The organism is Planctomycetia bacterium, assembly GCA_034440135.1.
In the GTDB taxonomy this organism is placed as follows: Bacteria; Planctomycetota; Planctomycetia; order Pirellulales; family JALHLM01; genus JALHLM01.
This window is the reverse complement of record JAWXBP010000293.1, coordinates 18,674-40,833: the sequence shown is the minus strand read 5'-3', so window position 1 is coordinate 40,833 and position 22,160 is coordinate 18,674. Positions and strand designations below refer to the sequence as shown.

The following is a 22,160-nucleotide window of genomic DNA, read 5'->3' as shown; positions in this document are numbered from 1 at the left end:
TCACCATTGGCAACGACAAGTGTGGCCTTCCCTGGGTTTCTTCCTGCGCAGCGAGTTATGGAATAGCAAAACCTAGGGAAGGCCTCCCTTATCGATGATGATAGCGACGACTTCGCGGGCCTTCCCTGGGCTTGGTGGAAACGTCGCTTGCTGAGCAGATGCATTCTCGCCTTGTGGCGAAGTTGGCGTTTCGCTATTTCTACGCCGCCTTGCGGATATCAGGGGGTGAACGGCTGCGCGCCTGGGAGTTGGCGTGCTGGTCCGCGGGTTGTTGTTTTTCCATTCCATCGCGCTTACGGAACGAGCCCGAATGATCGGCCTTCGCGTCCACACGTGGTCGAAACATCTCCTGCTTGGGGTGTTGGCGGCGCTCGGCGTGCAACTCGGCCTGTTGGGAGCACTGCGCGCGCAGGGTCCAGCCTCCGGCCCGCCTGTCGCCGCCGGACAGTTACCACCGCCGCCCCAGCCGAGCCCGATTGTCGCGGCGGAAGCAGTCCCGGCCGGCAAGCCGACCGCGCCGAACGTAGCCGATATCCGCTTGGACGGCATTCCCGAAGGGCAACTGGCGCGTGTGATGAAGCACGTCGCGCAGAACGTGCGAACCCGCGCTGGACGCCCGTTTGTCGCGGAACAAGTAGAAGAAGATGTGCGGCGATTGATCGCCACTCGGCGCTACGTTGACGTCGATACCCTCTATCAAAACACGCCCGACGGGCAGATGATCGTGATTTTCCGGCTGGTCGAACGGCCGACGATCGAATATGTGAAGTACGTCGGCAACAAAGTGAGAAGCCGCGTGCTGGGCAAAAAAACCGGCCTGAAAGAGGGCATGGCGAAGGACCCTTATTCCGTCGATGAAGCGCGGCGGAAGCTGGAGGAGTTTTATCAGGAGAAAGGCTACAGCCGCGCGCAAGTCACGGTGATGGAAGGCAACGATCCGCAGGACCGCGGCGTGATCTTCCTCATCAACGAAGGCGGCAAGCAGAAGGTTTGGAAAACGGAGTTCGAAGGCAACACGATCGTCAGCGATGGACGACTCAAGACGCTGGTCCAATCGAAGCCAGGCATTCTGTGGATCTTCCGCGGGCAAGTGAATCGCGATGAGATCGAAGAGGATAAGAACCGACTCTCCGCGTACTACCGCAGCCTGGGCTTCTTCGACGCGCGGATCGGGCGACGGCTCGACTATGACGAAGCACAGAAATGGCTGACGGTGACCTTCGTGATCGACGAAGGCGTGCAGTACAAGGTGCGGAACGTCTCGATCGTCGGCAACACGAAGTTCGCGGCGGACGGATTGAGCCGAGACTTCAAGCTGGTAGCCGGCGACTATTTCAATCAAGCGAAGATGAACCGCGACGTGGCCGACTTGCAAGACAAGTACGGCATCCACGGCTACGTGTTCGCGGCCGTGGAAGCGACGCCGACCTTCAATGACGAGCAAAAAGGCGTACTCGACCTCATCTACCGACTGGACGAAGGGCAGCAATATCGCGTCGGCCGCATCGATCCGATCATCAAGGGCGACCATCCGCATACGCGATTGTCGACCGTCTTGAATCGCGTCTCGATTCGCCCCGGCGATATCATGGACCTGCGCGAATTGCGCAATAGCGAACGACGGTTGAAGGCTTCCGGCCTATTCGTCGTCGATCCCTCGCAGGGGGAACCGCCGAAGATCGTGTTCAAGCAGCCTGAAATGGACGAAGGCCAAGTGGCAGAACGTCCGCAGAATCCGAACAATTTCCGTGGCCAAAGCCCGGACCCGGAACGCGCCGAGGGCATGATCTCGGCCTTCTCGGATCGTGTGCGCGGCGCAACGACGCGCAGCGCCGTGATGCCCATTCACCCGAACGCGTTGCCGCGTCAGCCGCGGCCGCCGGTGCGGGTCTCACCGCCACCGCCGCCACAGATTCGCGGTCCACAAGATCGCGTTCCGTTGCGCGTCGATACGTCGCGGGTGCGCGGACAAAGCCCCGGCGAACACGTCTGGGGACAGGCGCCGCAACAGCCTTCGGGGCAGAAGCTGGTGTCGCAACGTCCGCCCGTCAACAACGCGCCGGGAGGATACCCGACGACTTGGCGTCCAGGAAATCAGCCCGTCTACACCGCGCAGAACGCGCCGAACGGTGGGTACGCGGCGTCGCCTTATCCGCAGTCGAACGCCGCCCCCAGCACGGTCTATCAGCAGTCCGCGCCAGGCGCCTATTCCTCGGCGCCCAACTATGGCGTGCCGCAGACCATCGCTCCGGCGCCAGGCGGCTATCCGGCCACCGGCCCGCAGGGCTACAGCCTGCCGCAAGGGGGCGTGCCGACCTATGAAGGTGGAGGCCCGGCGCTTTCCGGTCAGCCTGCGCCGACTGGCACCGAACTCTATCCGCAAGGCGGTTACGGATTCCTCGGCACGGGCGATCCGACACAAGGTCCTTCGATTCCGACGACGCGCGAACTGCCGACGTTGCCGATCGTCCCCACAGTCGAAGAAACGCAAACCGGGCGATTGATGTTCGGCGTGGGCATCAACTCGAACGCCGGCGTGGTCGGCAACATCGTGATCGACGAGCGCAACTTCGACATCTTCCGCGTCCCGCGGAGTTGGGAAGAGATTCGCAACTTCACGGCGTTTCGCGGCGGCGGCCAGCAGTTTCGCATCGAGGCAGTGCCGGGCAATCAGTTGCAACGATACATGATCACCTTCCGCGAGCCGTACTTGTTTGACTCGTTGGTGAGTTTCGGCCTGAGCGGCTTCTTGTTCACGCGGCAGTATTTTGGCTGGAATGAAGATCGCATCGGCGGACGCGTGAGCTTCGGCTACCAGTTCCCGCATCGCCCCGACTTGTCGGTGAACCTGGCGCTCGGCGGGCAAAACGTAGAAGTCAAGAATCCGCGATTCCCCAGCCCGCCGCAGGTGATCGACGTGTTGGGCGACAACGCGCTCTACACGGCGCGGCTATCGCTCATGCACGATACGCGCGACAGCGCGTTTCTGGCCACCGAAGGACACATGTTCGAGATCTCCTACGAACAGGCGTTCGGCGATTTCACCTATCCGCGCGGTTCGATCGAGGGGAAGCAGTACTTCCACACCATGGAACGCGCCGACGGCTCCGGGCGCCACGTGCTGAGCTTCAGCGGACAAGTGTCCGCTAGCGGCGACGAGACGCCCGTGTTCGAGAATTTTTATGCCGGCGGCTTCTCGACGATCCGCGGCTTCGATTTCCGCGGGGCGTCGCCACGGATGTTCAATGTGCCGACGGGCGGTCGCTTCATGCTCTTGGGCTCAGTCGAGTACATGGTGCCGCTGACGCCGGACGACATGCTTCGCGCCGTGGTGTTCTGCGATGCCGGCACCGTGGAAGAGGACATCGACGTCAACAAAGACAACTTCCGCGTCGCACCCGGCTTCGGTTTGCGGATCACCGTGCCGGCCTTGGGTCCGGCGCCAATCGCCCTCGACCTGGCCGCGCCAATCGCGCATGCCGGCGGGGACGACATCCAGAACTTCAGCTTCTTCGTGGGCTACAGCCGATAGCGACAAACAACTGACTCGACGTCCGTTAAGCCCAGGGAAGGCCCCCGAAATCGTCGAGGATGACACGATTTTGAGGGCCTTCCCTGGGCTTTTTGCGTCCAAGACTCGGAAACCGGTCCATGATCGTCGATTGACACTCTGGCTACCAAAACATATGCTTTGGGTGTTGCAGTTTGCCCAATCGGAAGATTCGCAAAATGGCGGTAGTCGGTACTCACAGCCTGGTTTCGAGCGGCGTCGGCGCAGTCCGGCGAGCGGTCGATGTGCGCGTGATTCGGATCGCCATTCGAATTACCGGCATGACGCCGCGGCCTTGAGGGACGAACTGCCAGCATTCAAGCATCGCAGTTACCACAGCCCCGAGGCCACCGGCCGATCGGGGCTGTTTTCGTTTGCGGGAAGTTCACCACGGAGACACGGAGGACACGGAAGAGAAGCGGGTAAGACAATTTGAACCGCGGAGGCGCTGAGACGCAGAGGAGTAAGGGGAATGACGAATTTCTAAATCCGAATGTCGAATCAAATCTGAATGACTGAAGGCTGAATGACGAAAGGTGGGATCGTTTCGGTCAACTCAAACGGCCTTCGACATTTGTCATTCGAATTTGATTCGACATTCAGATTTAGAAATTAGAAATTCCGCCACTCACTCCCTCAGCGCCTCCGCGGTTCAATTTGCCTTTCCCTCCGTGTCTCCGTGCCTCCGTGGTGAATCTGAACTGAAGTTGAGGATTGTACATGCGCCGCGTACAGATTTATGACACCACGCTCCGAGACGGGAGCCAGGGGGAAGGCGTTAGCTTTTCTCTGCAGGACAAGCTGCTGATCACCGAGCGGCTCGACAGCCTGGGCTTCGATTTCATCGAGGGGGGCTATCCCGGCTCGAACGAAAAGGACGCGGCCTATTTTGCGCGCGTGCGCGAGATGGAACTGGGACACGCCAAGGTCTGCGCGTTCGGCATGACGCGGCGGCGCGGCATCGCGGCGGACCAGGATCCCGGCATGCAGGCTCTGTTGCGCTCCGACGCGCCGGTGATTACGATCGTCGGCAAGACCTCTTCGTTCCATGTGGAAGAGGTATTGCGCGTCAGCCTGGAAGAAAACCTGGGCATGATCGCCGACAGCATCCGCCTGATGCGTGCCGAGGGGCGCGAAGTGATCTACGACGCCGAACACTTTTTCGACGGCTGGAAGTTGAATCCCGAGTACGCGCTCAAAACGATTCAGGCCGCGGCCGGCGCCGGCGCGATGTTGATCTCGCTCTGCGACACCAACGGCGGCACGATGCCGGAAGAGATCGCCGCACTGGTCCGCGCCGCGCAAGCGGGGCTCGACATCCCGGTCGGCATCCATTGCCACAACGATTGCGAGCTGGGCGTCGCCAATTCCCTGGCCGCCGTCGACGCCGGCGCCGTCCACGTGCAAGGGACCATCAATGGCTTCGGCGAGCGCTGCGGCAACGCCGATTTGATCTCGGTGATTGCGAACCTGGCGGTCAAAAAGCGCGGCTATGAAGTGTTGACGGGGCAAGGGGTCGAGCATCTGACGGAGCTGTCGCGCTTCGTCTACGAAACGGCCAACATGAATTACCGGCCGAGCCAACCGTTCGTCGGCCAAAGCGCCTTTGCGCATAAGGGCGGCATGCACGTTCATGCCGTCGCCCGGGCCACGAGCAGCTACGAGCACATCAACCCGGAAGTCGTCGGCAACGAGCGCCGTATTCTGGTAAGTGAACTCTCCGGCCGCTCAAACATCGCCGCGCTGACGAGCAAGCACAATCTGGCGCATGACCAGGAATTGATGACGAAGATTCTGGACGAGGTCGTGCGTTTGGAAAACCAGGGATTTGTGTTCGAAGCCGCCAACGGCTCGTTCGAGTTGCTGGTCCGCAAATGCGCCGGGCAGTACCAGCCGCATTTCGAACGGCTCAGCTACTCGGTCCGCGTGGAGTCCGATCGCAACGATAATGTCGTCACCGAGGCCCGGGTGAAGATCAAAGTCGGCGAGGAAGTGCGCCACGAGGTGGCCGAAGGGGACGGCCCGGTGAACGCGCTGGACGCCGCGATGCGCAAAGCGCTCAACGGCACCTTCCCGAACCTGCAGCACATGCAGCTTGTCGACTATAAGGTCCGCGTCGTGAACAGCGAGGCGGCCACGGCGGCCGGGGTGCGTGTGGTGATCGAAAGCCGCGACGAACACGACGTCTGGGGCACGGTCGGCGCCAGTGAAAACATCATCGAAGCCAGTTGGATGGCGCTGGTCGACAGCATCGAATACAAGCTCTACAAGGACGAATCGCGCGGGGCCGCTGTGGACAAAGTGGTTCAGGCCATTTGAAACGCAGTGGCGCGGAAACGCAGAGGGGATTCTGGAGTTGTTGATCGCGCGAATTCCGCTCTGTACCCAAGCACTGAAAACTGAACACTGAAAACTTCAAACTCTGCTCCGCGCCTCTGCGGTTCAAAACAGAATTGCACTCGCTCTTTCCCACATCGCAACATGACCGAACTTGCCAAGCAGTACGATCACGCCGCCGCTGAGAGTCGTTGGTACTCCTGGTGGGAATCGCGAGGGTATTTTCATGCCGAGCCGAACGCGGCGCGGAAGCCTTATACGATCGTGATCCCACCGCCGAATGTGACCGGCGCTTTGCATCTGGGTCATGCGCTCAATAACACCTTGCAGGACGCGCTGATCCGCATGAAGCGGATGCAGGGCTTCAACACGCTCTGGATGCCGGGGACCGATCACGCCGGCATCGCCACGCAAGCCGTGGTCGAACGGCGATTGCTGCAAGAAGAAAAACTCAGCCGGCACGATCTGGGGCGCGAGAAGCTCGTCGAGCGCATCTGGAAGTGGAAGGCTGACTACGAGAAGCGCATTCTCGGGCAACTCAAGCGAATTGGCGCGAGTTGCGATTGGTCGCGCACGCGGTTCACACTGGATGACGTTTGCGCCCGGGCGGTACGGCATACGTTTTTCAATTTGTTTCAGAAGGGCCTGATCTATCGCGGCAAGCGATTGGTGAATTGGGACACGTTCCTGCAAACCGCGGTGAGCGACGACGAGGTATTCCACGAGACCACCCAGGGGCACTTCTGGCATTTTCGTTATCCGGTGATCGACCCCAAGCCCGGTGAGCCCACGCATGTGGAGATCGCCACGACGCGGCCGGAAACGATGCTCGGCGATACGGCTGTGGCAGTACACCCGGACCCCGCGGCGGCGTTCGATAAGGTCGAAGCGGACCTGCGCGCGAAGCTGAATGAGGCCGCCGAGAAGGACAAGCCGGCGATCAAAGCTCAACTCGCCGATCTAACGAAGCGCCGCGCGGAACTGTTGCCACGATTGATCAAGTTGCGCGACATGGCCAAGGCGGGGCGTAAACTGCTCTTGCCATTGTTGAATCGTGAAATCCCGCTCGTGACCGATCTCTGGGCGAAGCCGGAACTGGGCACGGGCTGCGTAAAGATCACGCCGGCGCATGATCCGAACGACTACGAAGTCGGCAAGCGGCAGTCGCTGCCGATGATCAACATTCTCAATCCCGACGGTACGCTCAACGAACATGCCGGCGCGTACCAGGGATTGAAAAACCTCGTGGCGCGCGAACGCGTCGTGGCGGACCTCGACGCGCTAGGGTTGCTTGGCGACGTGGAAGATCGCGAAATCGAGATCGCGCACTCGGATCGCTCGAAAACGCCGATCGAACCGTTCCTGGCCGATCAATGGTTCGTAAAGATGGATCGCTTGGCGCAATCGGCCATGGACGCCGTGAGCGACGGCCGCGTGAAGATTTTTCCGCAGCGCTACGCGCGAGGCTACTTAGATTGGCTCGGCGAAAAACGCGATTGGCCGATCGGCCGGCAACTGTGGTGGGGCCACCGCATTCCCATCTGGCCCGCGCCGACGGTGACCGAAGCGGAATTGAAGCAGGCTTTTGCCGGACGGAACGACGTCTCCTGGCAACGCGACGAAGAGCGCGACCAATGGTTGATCTGCGCGCAGGAGACCGACCTTGCGCCTGACGCGATTCAAGGCCACACGATTCACCAGGACAACGACGTGCTCGATACCTGGTTCAGTTCAGCGCTCTGGCCGCATTCGACGTTGGGCTGGCCGCAGCAAACGCCTGAATTGAAATACTTCTATCCCACAAGTGTGCTGATCACGAGCCGTGACATCATCACGCTCTGGGTGGCGCGGATGGTGCTTACAGGACTGGAAAACATCGGCGACGTGCCGTTCCGCGAGGTGTTCATTCACCCCAAGATTCTCGACGGCGACGGCGAGACGATGTCGAAGTCGAAGGGAAATGGCGTCGACCCGATCGACGTGATGGAAAAGTTCGGCGCGGATTCGCTGCGCTTCGGTCTCGCGTATCTCACGACCGAAACGCAAGACGTGCGGATGCCGGTCGATTTCGAATGCCCGCACTGCCAGCATTTGGTGCCGCAGACCAAGAAAAACCGCGTGCTGCCGCGCGTGCCGTGCAAGCACTGTGGGAAGGAGTTCTCCACGCAATGGGCCGAAAAGCCAGCCGACGTGGCGCTGCCGCGCGGCGCCGTGGTGAGCGAGCGTTTCGAGCTGGGGCGCAACTTCTGCAACAAGCTTTGGAACGCCTCGCGCTTCGTGATGATGAATCTCGAAGGTTACACGCCTGCCGCGGTGAATGAGACGGAGCTGCCGATCGAGGATCGCTGGATCCTGAGCCGGCTCTCGACGGTGACCGCCGGCGTGACTGAGGCGCTCGACACATATAAGTTCTCCGAGGCGGCGCGGTTGCTGTACGACTTCGCCTGGGACGACTTTTGCAGCTTCTACGTCGAGATGGCGAAAAGCCGCTTCGACGACGAGCAGCAGCGTCCGCTCGCGCAGCGCGTGATCGTGCATACGCTCGACGCGCTGCTCCGACTGTTGCATCCGTTGATTCCGTTCATCACGGAAGACGTCTGGCAATTGCTCGGCGAAGTTGCGCCCGAACGCGGATTGCCCCAGCCATCGAAGGCCAGCGAGAGCATCATGGTTGCCACCTGGCCGGAGACGAACGCCGCGCAGCGAAACGCGGAGTTTGAAGCCCGGTTCGCGCGCTTCCAGGAAGTGCTGCGCGCCTTGCGCGAGATTCGCAGCCGGCAGAACATTCCGCCCAAGACGCCGATCCGCTTCACGCTGCGCTCGAACGACGAAACGGCGGAGTTGCTGCAGCCGATGGCCCCGTATTTCGAGAGCATGGCGGGCGCGACGGCCACGGCCTGGGGGCCGAACGTCGTGGAACCGACGACGTGCGCGAAGATCGCCGCCGGCGGCGCCGAAGTGGCTGTCGACATGACCGGCCTGATCGACGTCGAGGCGGAAATCCAACGCAACGAAAAGGAGTTGGACCGCGTCCGCGGATCAATCACCGGCAAGGAACGCCAACTGTCGAACGAGAATTTCACGAGCCGCGCCCCGGCCGCCGTAGTCGACGCTGAGCGCAAAGCCCTCGAGGAACTCCGCGAACGCGTCGGCTCCCTCGAAAAAACCCTGACGACGCTGCGTTCCCAGGCGTAGTACGGTGCATTTTGAACCGCGAAATACGCGAAATCACGCGAAAACTGCATTGAAAAAGATTCTCCTGGTGCTTGCTCTTGCGACGTTTCTCGATGTAATTGCTGTTCGCGAGATTTCGCGCATTTCGCGGTTACGAATTCTCACGGTATGCTCTTATTATCGTGTCCACTCCACCGGCCTTACACCGGCCGGCTACAGCCCCAGGCGATGACCTTCGATGAATGCTCTTCGCGGTCTTGCGCACGTTGCGTGCTTTCTGATCTTGGCGTCGTCCGTTGCCGCGCAACAGGCCGATCCGAATGAAGCCGCGCGGAATCGATTGGCGGACGATGAAATCGCCGGCGCCGGCATCAAGGACGAGCGGGTCGTGGAGTCGATTCGCACCACGCCGCGTCATGAGTTCATGCCGGCCAAGCAACGCAAGTTCGCCTACTTCGACATGGCGTTGCCGATCGGGCACGGGCAGACGATCTCGCCGCCGTTCGTCGTGGCCTATATGACCGAGCAGTTGGAACCGAAGGCGACCGACAAGGTATTGGAAATCGGCACCGGCTCCGGCTATCAGGCCGCGGTGTTGAGTCCCCTGGTGAGCGAGGTGTATTCGATCGAGATCGTGGAACCGCTGGGTAAACGCGCGGCGGCGACGCTCGAAAAGCTGGGCTACGAAAACGTGTTCACCATGGTCGGCGACGGCTACAAGGGCTGGCCGGAACATGCGCCGTTCGACAAGATCATCGTCACCTGCTCGCCGGAAAACGTGCCGCAGCCGCTGGTGGATCAGTTGAAGGAAGGCGGACGGATGATCGTGCCGCTCGGCGAGCGGTATCAGCAACTCCTGTACTTGTTTACGAAAGTCGACGGCAAACTCAAGAAGGAACCGCTCGAAGCGACGTACTTCGTGCCGATGACCGGCGAGGCCGAGGAGTTACGTCAGGTCAAGCCGGACGATGCGACGCCCGCGCTCGTGAACGGCGATTTCGAGAAATTTGACGCCGAGAAGCGACTACCCGAGGCCTGGTACTACGTTCGCCAGGCGGAAGTGATTGCGAAGGACGGCGACGCGTCCGCCCATTTCCTCCGCTTTCACAACGACACCACAGGGCGCGACGCGCACTGCCTGCAGGCAATCGGCATCGACGGCCGCGAGGTCAAATCGATCACCGTCGGTTATCGCATGCGCGGCGAGAACCTGGTGTCCGGCGCGAACCGCGATCAGTTTGCGACGCTCTACGTGAATTTTTTCGGCGAAGACCGAGCGCCGATTCGCCAGGAAATCCTCGGCCCGTGGACGGGCGACATCAAGTGGACGGAAAAGTCGGTCAACATGGTCGTGCCGGTCAGCGCCCGAGGAGCGGTGATCGGCATCGGTCTCTTCGGTGCTACCGGCACGCTGGAGTTCGACGACATCACGGTGACGGGAAGCCAGCGGTAGAATGTCGATTTTCTAAATTTGAATGACGAATGAAATCCGAATGCTTAAATGACGAATGAGTCTGGTACGCCAAAACCATTCGTCATTCAATCATTCTTCCGTCATTCGGATTTGGAAATTCGTCATTCCATTCACTGCTCCTTTTTCGGCAGCACTGCTCGATCCCGCAGCCAGGCTTCGCAGGTCTCCGGCCAGGCGCCGACGCCGGGAAGCTTGCGGCCGAGGCCGACGCCGTGCGGGCCTTTTTCGTAGATGTGCAATGCGGCGGGCACGCCTGCTTTGCGTAGTGCCGCGTAAAACAGCAGGCTGTTTTCCGGGAGGACGACGGTGTCTTCCGTGGTGTGGAGCAGGAACGTCGGCGGCGTTTTTTCGGTGACTTGCTGGTCGTTCGACATCGCCGCCACCAGCGCCGCATCGGGCTCTTCGCCTAAGAGATTGCGCCGCGAGCCGCTATGCGTAGTCGGCAACTCCATCGTGATCACGGGATAGCAGAGGATCGCGAAATCGGGCCGGCAGGAAACGCCGTCGATGGGATCCTGCGCATTCGGGGCGCCATCGTCGAAATGCGTGGCAATGGTCGACGCGAGGTGCCCGCCAGCGGAAAAACCAATTACGCCGATCCGCACCGGATCGATTTGCAACTCAGCCGCCCGCGAGCGCATCAAGCGCATGGCGCGCTGCGCGTCTTGCAAGGGCGCGGGATGATGGTAGCGGGGCGCAATGCGGTAGCGCAACACGCCCGCCGTGACGCCGAGTGAATTCATCCATTCGGCGATTTGCAAACCTTCGTGATCGACGGCCAGATGCCCATACCCTCCACCGGGACAAATCACGATGCCGACGCCGACCGCCTTCTCCTCCGGCGCGCTATAAATCGTGAGCGAAGGCCGATCGGCCTCCTCGTCGCCGACGGCGCCTGGCGCGCCCGCGGGCCAAAGCAATTCGAGGCGAGGCTCGGCGGCGCGCGAACGCGTGGGAATGAGGCCGATCACGGCGACGAACATAAGCACTGAAAACAACTGCATGGCGCGATGCACGGAACACTTCCTTTGCAATGATTGTGCGTCAAATAAATGTTTGATGGCGAAGCTACTCCGAAACCACGGCCGCGCGGCCCCAATAGCCCCACTCCTGGTTCCAGTCGTTGGCTGCGTTGAGTAATTCCAACTTCACTGGTTTGCCGGCGAACGCACTCAGGTCGACCGTTAGATCGGCCCAGCCTTCCGCGGTGGTGTCCGGACCGACCATGGTGTCGAGCACCGTTTCGCCGTTGGCTTTCACGACGAGTCGCCAATCGCTCTCGTCGTCATGGCAACCGACGGAGAGTAAGAGTTGCGATTTCTTGCCGGCGGGCAAATCGACTTCGCTGGTGAGTATGCAGGGTTGCGATTCGCTCACCGGGTGCGTGCGCACGACCGTCGCGCGGCCGCGGTATTCGCTCAACAGCGAAATCCCGTCTTCTCCCGAAGTGGCCATGGTGAAGCCGGGCGCGACTTCCGCCAAGATGCCCGCGAACTCCGCCGGATCGCTCGCGTCGCGGGCCTCGACGAGTCGCACGCCGGGCAGTTGCCGCGCGTTCGGATCACTTGGCGGGCGATCGAGCGTGATGTACGCGAAGAGATCGGCGATCTCCTGAGCGTTGAGTTGTTTTTCCACGTCCTCGGGCATCAGCGAGAGCTTGCTCACGCCCATCTCATCGACATCGGCGCGGGCAATGGTCTCCGTCTTGCCGCCTTGCACCTTGAGCACGACACGATGATCGCTGTTCTCGGCCAACAGGCCGGTCAACACGCGGCCATCGGTGGTATTCACGGTCACGGCCTGATACGCAGCGCCAATCACCAGGCTCGGGTCAAAGACGTTCGAGAGTAACTGCTCGAACGAACTTCGGCCGTTCACCGTAATGTCCGGGCCGACTTCCTGCCCTTCGCCATACATCTTGTGGCAAGTGGCGCAGAGCTTGGTGAACACCGCCTGACCGCGCTGGGCGTCGCCGGACGTGGCGCGAATAACGTCCCGCATCTGGGCAATGATCTGCTCGCGCTCCGGGCTGCGCTCCAGCCGCATCGCGCCCCACTCGGCAGTCGCCTGATCGACCAGTTCCTGATCGCTGCTGGACAGCAATTTGCGCACGTGATTTACACTGATCGCCTCGCGCGGGACGCGATGGTCCTTGACAGCGGAGAGCAGTTGCTTGGCCCAGGCTGGACGGGAGGTAAGCAACTCGATCGACGATGGGCGCAGCTCGGGTTCCATCTTGCCATATGCTGCCAGAATCATTGCGCCAACTTGTGGCGCATCCAGCCGGCCGAGACCGGCAATGGTTTGGCGACGAAGTTCTTGGCTGTCCGCACCTGTCTCGGCAAGTAGCGATCCCACGGCAGCGAGAACGCCTTCGTCATTCGCTGCAATCAGTGCCGCGAGTGCTCGCGCTCGCATGGTCGGAGCCAACGCAGCATTGCTCAACAAGGTGCGCGCTACTGCGACGCTGTCTGCTTCGCCCCAACTGGCCGATAGCAACACGGCGTCACGATACAACGGAGCGTCCACGCCGTCCTTCACGATCCCGTCGACGCGATTGGCAATCGTCTGATGCAGCTTGTCCGCCGAATAGCCAGTAATCTCACGATTCTGAATCTTTGATGCGATGACTTGCAGCAGCTCGCGCGCCAGATCGATATTGCCATGCGCCGTCGAAGTAAGCAGATCAAACAAGGCCGCCACGGCGCGCGTGTCGATCACCTTCGTCTCAAGGAGGCGACGCGTGAAATACGGCATCATGCCGTTTAAGCCGGGTTTGCCAATCGCGTCGCTGCGTCGCAACGCAGCAACGACAACTTCGCTTCGGCGCTCGTCCATCAACGGCTGCAAATTGTTCCAAACAATGTGCGGCAGCAACTCGTCGTCGCCGCTGGTCGCCAGCACCTTGAACAGGAGCGGCAACGGATCGATGCCAGCTACTTTCTGCGAAGCAATCACCACCTGTAGCCGCACGTCGGGCGAAGCATCGTCGGCCAGCGCAATTACGCGATCGCGCACTACCTGAGAAACTTGCTTCATATTCCCGGCAGCGCGGACGCCCCAGGCGCGGAAGCTGGGATCTTCGTGGGTAAGGAGCTGGAGGTGAAACGCCTCGTCGAGCGGGCCGCCGCCGACCAATGCCCAGATGGCATGCATCCGCGCTTTGCGCGGGGCATTATTGTCTAATACGAGTGCCGCCACTTGATCGCGCGACGTCTTCCGTTCGGTCAGCAGTTGTTGCGCGAGATCGCGGAAATACACGTTCGGGCTATGCAGCCGCTCGATCAACTGCGCGTCCGTTTCTTTCGCCAGATCGAAGGCCGGCGCGCGCGGCGTGTCTTGATAACGGATGCGATAGAGACGGCCTTTGCCGCGATCGATCCCTTCGGGATCGCGGTTGGCGTCTTGATAGCAGTGATAGCGATCGTACCAATCGAGGACATACAAACAGCCGTCCGGGCCGGTCTTCTGCACCACCGGCATGAACCAGGAATCGTTCGCCGACAGGAAATCGGGATCCGGCTTGGCGAAGTACGTCGACCCGGCGCGCTCCAGGTAGTCGCAGTTGATGCAGTTGCCGTGGATGTTGCCCATGTAGAGCTTTTCGCGGTACTGCTCGGGATAGGCGGCGCTATCGAAGTAATGGATGCCGCAATAGGCGGCTTTCTGATGCTGATGCTTGACGATCGACTCGATCCGCCAGGTGTGCGGCGGATAGGGCCCGCCCTGGCGCAAGTAGTAGCCGGTCTCGGTTAAGTGCCAGAGGTGATCGATTACGCACGCGCTGATAAACGCGCTCCCTTCGCGATCCCACGTCACGCCCCAAGGGTTGCTGGTGCCTTCGCAGAAGAGTTCGAAGTCGCGCGTCAACGGATGAATGCGAAACAACGTGCAAGTGAACTCGTGTTTCTTGCCGCGATGTTCCACCACCGCCGGGTTGAACACGCCGTTCAGCCCGTAGAGCCAGCCGTCGGGGCCCCAGGTGAGCGAGTTCGGCAACTCGTGCGTATCGTCGCGGCCGAAACCGGTGACCACGACTTCTTGCTTATCGGCGCGGTCGTCGCCGTCGGTGTCTTGCAAGAACAGAATGTCCGGCGAGTTCGCCACCCACACGCCGCCATGACCGACCGCGATTCCAGAAGGAATGTTCAAGCCTTCGGCAAAGATGGTGACTTTGTCGACGCGGCCGTCGTGATCGGTATCTTCCAGGATCTTAATGCGGTCGCGCCCGGGCCCCGGTTCGCGGCGCGGGTATTCGAAGCTTTCCGTGACCCAAATACGGCCGCGTTCGTCGAAGGTCATCGCGACCGGATTCATCAGGTCGGGCTCGGCGGCCACGACTTCCACGGTGAAGCCCGGTGGCACCGTCATCTTGGCGACCGCTTCCTCGGGCGACAGCGCCGGCCCCGGGGGCGCGTCTTGATTGTGCGGAATCGAAGCGTCGCTCTCCGCGGCCTGCGCCGGAACTTGACTGGCGACGATCAAGGCGAGCAAAGCAATCCAGCGAAGGAGGAACATGACCGGCGATCCATGGCGGAGAAGTGGGATGCGCTGACGCGACGGGAACGCCTATTTTGCGTGAAGTTCGCGCCGGTGGCAACCTGACGCGCGAACCTGTCGCCTTGGCGGGGCCGGCCGGGTCCGATACATTGCGCGAGTCGCATTTTTGGCCTGTTTTCGCGAGCTGCCGCATGGAATCCACTGCCCACGACTTTCTCAAAAACCTGCTTTCGGTCCCCAGCCCGTCCGGCTACGAACAGCCGGCGCAGAATGTGGTCCGCGAGTATATCAGCCGGTACGCCGACCATGTCTCGACCGATCTGCACGGCAATGTGATCGCGGTGAAAAACGCCGGCGCGCCGCTGCGGGTGATGTTCGCCGGGCATTGCGATCAGATTGGTTTGCTGGTGTCTTACGTCGACGATCAGGGGTTTCTCTCCGTGCAAACGATCGGCGGCTGGGATCCGCTGGTGCTGATCGGCCAGCGCGTCACTGTCTGGACGCCGACGGGGCCGGTGCATGGCGTGATGGCGCGCAAACCCATTCACTTGCTGAGCGACGAAGAGCGGAAGCAGGTTCCCAAGATGAAGGACCTGTGGGTCGACATCGGCGCGAAGGACAAGGCCGACGCGCATTCGGTGGTCAACATCGGCGATCCGATCACGTTGGAACTTTGCTATCACGAAGCCCGCAACGGGCTCGCGCATGCGCCGGCGATGGATGACAAGTGCGGCGTGTGGGTCGTGATGGAGGCCTTCCGCCGCGCGTGTGCTGCGCCGCTCGATTGTGCGCTGTACGCCGTCTCCACGGTGCAAGAGGAAGTGGGCTTGCGCGGCGCGAAGACGAGCGCCTACGGCATCGATCCGCAAGTGGGCATCGCCGTCGACGTGACGCACGCGACCGATTGCCCCACGATCGACAAGAAGCAAGAGGGAGACGTGAAGCTCGGCGGCGGACCGGTGATCTACCGCGGACCGAATATGAGCCCGGTGGTTGTGGATCGACTGATCAGCGCCGCGAAGGCCAACGAGTTGCCCTATCAGCTCGCGGCCAACGGCCGCGCCACCGGGACCGACGCCAACAGCATGCAAATCAACCGCGCCGGCATGGCCGTCGGCCTGGTGAGCATCGCGAACCGCTACATGCACTCGCCGGTCGAGATGATCAGCCTCGCCGATATCGATCAGGCCGCGGACCTGCTGGCCAAGTTCGCAGCGGGATTGAAAGCGGACGACCGGTTTGTGCCGTAGGAATTCGTTGTTCCAGTTGAATTCAGAGGAACCACGAAAGACACGAAAAGCACGAAAACTTCAATACAGCGTTGAAAGCTGGATCGTGGAGTGTTCGTATCAATGGCATGAGTTCGCAACGAACTGTGGCCCTGAAACACTTTTCGTGCCTTTCGTGCTTTTCGTGGCTCCTTCTCCTACGAAGTCATTGGCGCAGAGTTCGAATCGCGTTCCACACGGCCATCAAATAGACGCACGTAAAGGCGAGAAACAATAGCGTCAGGACGTGGTATCCCAGCCACAACCACCAGCGCGTCAGATGCGGCCGCGCATTCAGCACCGCTTGCAGACCGAGCCGCACGCCCCAGAACGTCGCGCCGTATGCGCTGAACGCCAGTGCGAGGCGATCGCCGCTGGCGATTTCGCGACTGCATCCAAGGCAAGTCGCGCCGAGCGCGATGATCGACATCACGGTGTAACCGCCGTAGACCCAGTACAGCTGCCGTTGCAATTCGGGCAGCATGTTCAGGCTTTGCTTCCAGTCAAGCCGCAGCGGCACAAGTGCTGACGCGCAAAGCACGCCTAGCTGGCCCATGCCAATTAGCCAAATCGCGGTCTCCAGTTCGATATTCATCTTGCGCCCAGCGCCTCCATGAATGGGATCATGACATGGGTGCGAAACGGCGCATGGAACAGCAATTCCACGGGCGCGAGAATCACGACTGCCGCGAGCAGTCGCCCACGAATCGCATTGTGCATGCCCAGTCGATGCGCCAGCGCGGTGTGCTCGAATTGAACGGCCATCGCTTGAATCAAGAAGTACAGCGTCGGGCGTCCGTATCCTGCACCGGCGGGGAGCGAGATCACAAGATCGTGGACAACGCCGCTGAACAAGAACACTGCCCAAGTCGCCGAGGCGACTCCCATTCGTCGTGCGACGGGTCGGAAAATGCATTGTACGGCGAGGTCGCGAAAGCCGGTGTTCCAACGCTTCCCCCAGAACTCGCTGACGCTCGACGCCGCCCAAGGCGCGTTCATGATCGGTCGCGCGTCGGCGCCCTGGGCGCGCCAATAGTTCGCCAGTAGTCGAAACACGCCGAAGTGCAACATCAAGATCGTGCCAATCATGCCAAGCCACGCGATCAACGTTTCTCGCTCATCCGACAATTGAGGCGCGACAATCCAAAACAGGAACGCACCGAACGCAATCGAAGCAGCCGCCCAAAGTGAGTCACACGTCAAGTCGCGGTGCGGCGTTGGTTCACTGCTTTGGCTTACGAACTCATTCGCGTTCATACCGGGCCAAGCGAGTAGAAACGCGGCTTGCTTCCAGCAAGGCGCTGAGCACTCACGCAGCCGCATCCAGACGACTGCCTTGCAAACCGCATAGATCAGAATTGCCAAGAGCCACATTTGGCCCCAGGCAGGAATGCCGCTTTCCATAACTACCGGCGTCCGGCCCTTGAATCAAGCTTCCCTGTCCTGTGAACCGGCGAAAACGGCGTGTACTTAACAGATCGCTGAGATCAGTTAGCCGGCTTGATCTACGGACGCCGGCGTTTCCTGCAGATTTGTGTAGTTTGCGCATGGAAATTGCGCGAACTTGGATAAATGCCGGCCTTGGCCAACGTGCCACTAGATTGGGTTGTTGGCTCCCTTGTCGTGGCTGGATATGCTGGAGGGTGCCCACCGGGCGCGCTATTGCGTCGCCCACTCGCCTACCATCCAGGAGCGGACATCCATGAAGAGAACAGTGATCGCATTGTCGGCCGGTGCAAGCTTTATGCTGAGCGCCGTATTGAGCGCCTCGGCCGAGGCCCCGCCAACCACCACCGGGCCGAATAACCCAAACCCGCCGGGTGCGTTTCCCACTTCAGTGACCGCGACCAACGTGAACGTGCTGTCGCTTCCTGGCAGCGAATTCGACGGCGCCGGAGCGAACGATCTCAAGGTCTCGTTCCCTTCCGCCGGACCCATCAAGTGGACAAGTACGCGATTCAACGAAGGAGACCTCGCGCTCAGCATCGGGCCGTTCGACCCGAATGATCCGAGCTACTACCCACCGAATGCGCACGGGGAGTACAAGCCCGGCCGCGACGGCCAACCGTTCAGCAACGCCACCTTGGCGTGGCGTCTGAGCAAAACGACCGGCGCGACATTGGTCAGCGTCCGCACCAACGCCTATACGCCGAACATTACGTCCAATGGCGAGGCGGTCGGCACGTTGCATGGCGTCGCCTATGCCCTCACCCAAGGTTCGCAGGGCTATGGCTATCGCATGGACGACGGCGTCTTCGAAAATGGCGGCGGCAATAGCCTCGACGTCGTCATGGGCGTGGCGGGCTACGACCGAGACAAAGGCGAATCTGCCTTCGACATCGCGGCGGCCTACTTCCCGTACGAGCAAGGGTGGCAAGGCGCGTGGGTCGACTCCGGCGCGGGCGAACAGGGTCAAGCGACCATCACCCAAGGCCATCCCGACCTCATCGGCTCGACAGTCGCCAGTTGGCAAGAAAGCTCGCCCGGGTCCAACCTCTATGAATTTGGCAACGGTCGCGTCGAACTGCCGGATGTGGATTCCGCCACGGACGGCATGCTCTTCGTGGCTCCCGCCAGCGATTCGAACAACGCCACGAACATCGCCGCCGCAGCGCCGCGCGACGGCGGCTGGGACGTGACGATTCGTCAGGAGCAGGGAGATCAGCTCGGCAATTTCCCGATTAACGCGGTGACCGCCTCGCCCTATCAGTTCCTGTACGTTCCGTATACTGCGACCGATCTGATTGGCGGCTGGATTAGCGGCGCAGATGGCGCCGTGCTGCAAGGCGCCGGCACGACGCAGTTCGACGTGACGCGCACCGAAGCCGGCGAGTACGCGATCAGCGTGTTTGGCGAAGGCGACCAGAAATTGACCGGCGACGACGGCATGCTCATCCTGTCCGTCGCCTCGCACGACGCTACGTTCGCCGAAGGCAATGTCGCCGCGCGCACCATGCTGTCGTATCAATACGACAACCTGGACAGTGGTAGTTTCATCGTCCAGTCGCGGATCGACGCCGCTACGGAAGGCGGGACAAGCGTCTTCGGCGACTTGCTGGAGTTGACCGATACGGATTTCTATTTCGCCTGGGTCGATTTCGAAAACCCGCTTAACTTCGACGCGGCGCCCGGCCAGCTTGGCGATACGGACGGCGATCTGGACGTCGATATCACGGACCTGAACAACGTCCGCAATAACTTCAGCGGCGAGGGCCTGGGCGATACCGACGACGACAACGACGTCGATATCACCGACTTGAACAATGTCCGCAACAACTTTGGCGCGGGCCAGCCTGGGGGCAATGCCGTGCCCGAACCGGCGACCTGGGCGTTGGCCTTGGCCGGGATCGCCGCGGCCAGCGTCATTCGCCGCCGCAAGTAGTCGATTGCTCAACGAGTCGTAAACGCAACAAGCCCCTGGAAGCTCCTTCCAGGGGCTTTGTCATTGCCGTCCGTAGTCGCCCGTTTTCTGTGCCGCCTATCTGGCGCGACGACGTCCAACAAAATATGTTGCCAAGCCGCCGACCGCCAGCAAGGCCCAAGTGGCTGGTTCCGGCACGGCGTTGGCGCCCGGACCGACGCCGAAATTATTGCGGACGTTGTTCAGGTCCGTGATATCGACGTCGTTGTCGCCGTCGGTGTCGCCGAGCCCTGTGCCGCTGAAATTGTTGCGGACGTTGTTCAGATCGGTAATATCGACGTCCCGATCGTCATCCGTGTCGCCAAGCACAATGTTCGTGCTGTCGGAGGTAATCCGCACATTGTCGAAGGCAAGAATCTCATTGTAAAACGTGCTGTACGCTTCGAAACGGATGACCAGATTCGTGGCTCCCGCTGGGAGATCGAACGTGAAGTCTTCGAGAACATTGCCGAGCGCCTGCCCTTGATAGACCAGGGCTTTGGTGTCATCGCCGACGAAATTGGCGACTGTCACCGAAGGCAAAGGACCTTCCCCGTCAGGGTCGGCCAGAATGCGCAGAAAATCGTTGTTCTCGAAATCGATGTTGGTGCCGGCCATGGCGACGGTGATTTGAAGCCCGGTCTCGCCCGTCACGTCGATCGGGGCCAGCGTAAGCGAACGTGGAATATTGTCGCCGCCGGCGCCATAGGACGGTTCGTTGATGTCGGCCCCGGCAAAGAATCCGGTTCCCTCTTGCCCGGAAATGCGTCCGCCGAGCAGATCTGCGCCCGTGTCCACGACGACGAGCGCCGGGCGTTCCTGCAGGACGACGTCCGGAATATACGTGGTCAAGGCGATGTCGCCCGAGAGTTTCACAGGATCGGAAGCCAGGTGATCGCCGAGCACCGTCCAGTTGTCGATCGTGATGGGACCGATTTGTCCACCGCCCGGATTGAACGCGACCGAAACCTCGGAGGCGAAATCGGTGGTGTTGTCGAAGCTCACCCATTCGAAGTCATAGTTGCCGGTCTGCAGCGCCACGCTGCCAAAACTGTCTTGAAACGCGTGCAGGGCGTCGTCCACGATCACGTCGTCGGCGGCATTGAATTGACCGTTGCGGTCGACGTCGATGCGGAATCGTCCGCCGTCGTCGCCGCTGAGCGCGAAGGAATACGTCGCAGCGGCATCGACGGTGAGTTGCCCGAGGCCGCGGACCGCGAAGCCATCGCCGGGCGCTCCCGGCACGGCGCCATTGAAAGGCCAGTTCCCACCTGTCGGCGCGGCGAGGTCGGCCGTGGTGACGGTGCTGGTAGCGGTCGTACCGCCGAGTTGTCCGGCGATGAGTTGATCGACTTTGGCGAGCGAGTCCATCGTCGGCGCGACCGACGCGTTGAACGTGGCCACTACTTTTCCGCCCACGGCAATCGTCCGCCCGGGCGCGAAGAGCGATTGCGGATCAGTGGTCCATTGAATCGTACCGCTCTTGCCGCCAGCGGCCGGATGCGTAGGATCGGTGATCTTCACCTGCCCATTCGTCACGGGCACCTGAGCGCCAATGCTCGTGAGCCCCATGTCGTCCAGGCCCGACGAGTTCCAGGTAATCACCGGAACAGCGTACGCATTGAACTTCGTCGGCGGCGTCACGTCCGTGGGGCTCGCATGCAGGATCAAGCGGGCATTCGCGGCGGTGGGAAGCGGAAAGGCGTCGAGCGCAATTCCTTCGACAGTGTGGCCAGCTGCCACCAGGCGATCGCGCACAAAGAGATCAGCGGCCGTGGTGGGCGGCGGCGTCATGTAGGTGACTAAGTTCGTCGCGCGGCCTTGCGACGCCCAGTTCACGGTGGCATCAAAGACGTCGAGTGCATCGTCGGTCCATTGCGTGGTGTCGATGTCGTGCGTCCATAACAGCGATGCCCAACGGGCCGGCGCCTTATTGATCACGCCGACGTCGCCAACATTGAAGTTGTGCTCCCAATACGATGGTCCGCCGCCGGCGTCGAAGATGAAATCGGTGCCCCGGCCGCCGACGGTGTAGCGCACGCCATCGCCATCTGTGTTGAAGCCCTCCGCGTAGGGCAGTTGGGCGCGGGCGGATGTGACGGTCAACAGCCAGGCGACGCCCGCGACAGCAAATCGCGATAAGGCGCAGGAAGAAACGAGAAGCGAACGACGCGACATGACCAGCCTCCAAAGAAAAGTCCGCCAAGAGTCGTCGGCGCGCACCGCGATCCTTCGCGTCGGGCGGGCAAACGCCAGCCAAACGGGCGTGGTGAACTACCACGATATCGGGACGCCTAAGAAATCTCGGACGAGGGAAAAGCCGCGATGAACGTCAAACCGCACTCAATCAGCGCCCCACGAAGTGAAACAGGGCGCACTGCGAATCAACTCGAGTGAGTCGAGCGAGAATATATCGCGGGGTCCGGCGTGGAGCAAGGATTTTTTCGACGATTTTGC

At 61.1% G+C, this 22,160-nt stretch carries 11 protein-coding genes; 6 read left to right on the top strand and 5 right to left on the bottom strand.

What is annotated here, in order from left to right; all coding sequences use genetic code 11:
- Positions 1 to 310 precede the first annotated feature (310 nt).
- From SGJ19_17810 to SGJ19_17795, 4 genes are all read left to right on the top strand, one after another.
- Positions 311 to 3,532 (top strand): BamA/TamA family outer membrane protein, encoded by a 3,222-nt coding sequence (locus SGJ19_17810; protein ID MDZ4782107.1) that lies wholly within the window; start codon positions 311 to 313, stop codon positions 3,530 to 3,532.
- 738 nt (positions 3,533 to 4,270) lie between these two features.
- Positions 4,271 to 5,869, top strand: a complete 1,599-nt coding sequence (cimA, locus tag SGJ19_17805; GenBank protein MDZ4782106.1) for a citramalate synthase — start codon at positions 4,271 to 4,273, stop codon at positions 5,867 to 5,869.
- 162 nt (positions 5,870 to 6,031) lie between these two features.
- Positions 6,032 to 9,082 carry a valine--tRNA ligase gene (locus SGJ19_17800; GenBank protein ID MDZ4782105.1) on the top strand — a complete coding sequence of 1,017 codons (3,051 nt, stop codon included), beginning with the start codon at positions 6,032 to 6,034 and terminating at the stop codon, positions 9,080 to 9,082.
- A gap of 217 nt (positions 9,083 to 9,299) precedes the next feature.
- Complete coding sequence (locus SGJ19_17795; GenBank protein ID MDZ4782104.1) at positions 9,300 to 10,514, top strand: protein-L-isoaspartate(D-aspartate) O-methyltransferase; 1,215 nt, start codon at positions 9,300 to 9,302, stop codon at positions 10,512 to 10,514.
- A 131-nt stretch (positions 10,515 to 10,645) separates the two neighbouring features.
- Here SGJ19_17795 and SGJ19_17790 read toward each other — a convergent pair whose 3' ends face one another.
- Entirely contained in the window at positions 10,646 to 11,551 is a 906-nt protein-coding gene (locus SGJ19_17790; GenBank protein ID MDZ4782103.1) for an alpha/beta hydrolase, read from the bottom strand.
- 52 nt (positions 11,552 to 11,603) lie between these two features.
- Positions 11,604 to 15,053, bottom strand: a complete 3,450-nt coding sequence (locus tag SGJ19_17785; protein ID MDZ4782102.1) for a PVC-type heme-binding CxxCH protein — start codon at positions 15,051 to 15,053, stop codon at positions 11,604 to 11,606.
- Positions 15,054 to 15,226: 173 nt separating this feature from the next.
- On the opposite strand from SGJ19_17785, the gene SGJ19_17780 reads away from it, so the two are divergent.
- Positions 15,227 to 16,285 carry a M42 family metallopeptidase gene (locus SGJ19_17780; protein MDZ4782101.1) on the top strand — a complete coding sequence of 353 codons (1,059 nt, stop codon included), beginning with the start codon at positions 15,227 to 15,229 and terminating at the stop codon, positions 16,283 to 16,285.
- Positions 16,286 to 16,469: 184 nt separating this feature from the next.
- On the opposite strand, the gene SGJ19_17775 is transcribed toward SGJ19_17780, so the two are convergent.
- Together SGJ19_17775 and SGJ19_17770 are read right to left on the bottom strand one after the other, a co-directional pair.
- Positions 16,470 to 16,898: a hypothetical protein gene (locus SGJ19_17775; protein ID MDZ4782100.1), complete on the bottom strand. Its 429-nt coding sequence runs from the start codon at positions 16,896 to 16,898 to the stop codon at positions 16,470 to 16,472.
- On the bottom strand, positions 16,895 to 17,392 hold the full coding sequence (locus SGJ19_17770) for a membrane bound O-acyl transferase family-domain-containing protein (protein MDZ4782099.1): 498 nt from the start codon (positions 17,390 to 17,392) through the stop codon (positions 16,895 to 16,897). Before SGJ19_17770 ends, SGJ19_17775 begins: the two co-directional genes overlap by 4 nt.
- Before the next feature lie 613 nt (positions 17,393 to 18,005).
- On the opposite strand from SGJ19_17770, the gene SGJ19_17765 reads away from it, so the two are divergent.
- Positions 18,006 to 19,685, top strand: a complete 1,680-nt coding sequence (locus SGJ19_17765) for a PEP-CTERM sorting domain-containing protein (protein MDZ4782098.1) — start codon at positions 18,006 to 18,008, stop codon at positions 19,683 to 19,685.
- Between the two features lie 96 nt (positions 19,686 to 19,781).
- On the opposite strand, the gene SGJ19_17760 is transcribed toward SGJ19_17765, so the two are convergent.
- Positions 19,782 to 21,881: a PEP-CTERM sorting domain-containing protein gene (locus tag SGJ19_17760; protein MDZ4782097.1), complete on the bottom strand. Its 2,100-nt coding sequence runs from the start codon at positions 21,879 to 21,881 to the stop codon at positions 19,782 to 19,784.
- Positions 21,882 to 22,160: the final 279 nt, after the last annotated feature.

Coding starts and splice junctions, on each gene's coding strand:
- SGJ19_17810 (MDZ4782107.1), top strand. CDS start 311: ATGATCGGCCTTCGCGTCCACACGTGGTCGAAACATCTCCTGCTTGGG.
- cimA (MDZ4782106.1), top strand. CDS start 4,271: ATGCGCCGCGTACAGATTTATGACACCACGCTCCGAGACGGGAGCCAG.
- SGJ19_17800 (MDZ4782105.1), top strand. CDS start 6,032: ATGACCGAACTTGCCAAGCAGTACGATCACGCCGCCGCTGAGAGTCGT.
- SGJ19_17795 (MDZ4782104.1), top strand. CDS start 9,300: ATGAATGCTCTTCGCGGTCTTGCGCACGTTGCGTGCTTTCTGATCTTG.
- SGJ19_17785 (MDZ4782102.1), bottom strand. CDS start 15,053: ATGTTCCTCCTTCGCTGGATTGCTTTGCTCGCCTTGATCGTCGCCAGT.
- SGJ19_17780 (MDZ4782101.1), top strand. CDS start 15,227: ATGGAATCCACTGCCCACGACTTTCTCAAAAACCTGCTTTCGGTCCCC.
- SGJ19_17775 (MDZ4782100.1), bottom strand. CDS start 16,898: ATGAATATCGAACTGGAGACCGCGATTTGGCTAATTGGCATGGGCCAG.
- SGJ19_17770 (MDZ4782099.1), bottom strand. CDS start 17,392: ATGATTGGCACGATCTTGATGTTGCACTTCGGCGTGTTTCGACTACTG.
- SGJ19_17765 (MDZ4782098.1), top strand. CDS start 18,006: ATGAAGAGAACAGTGATCGCATTGTCGGCCGGTGCAAGCTTTATGCTG.
- SGJ19_17760 (MDZ4782097.1), bottom strand. CDS start 21,881: ATGTCGCGTCGTTCGCTTCTCGTTTCTTCCTGCGCCTTATCGCGATTT.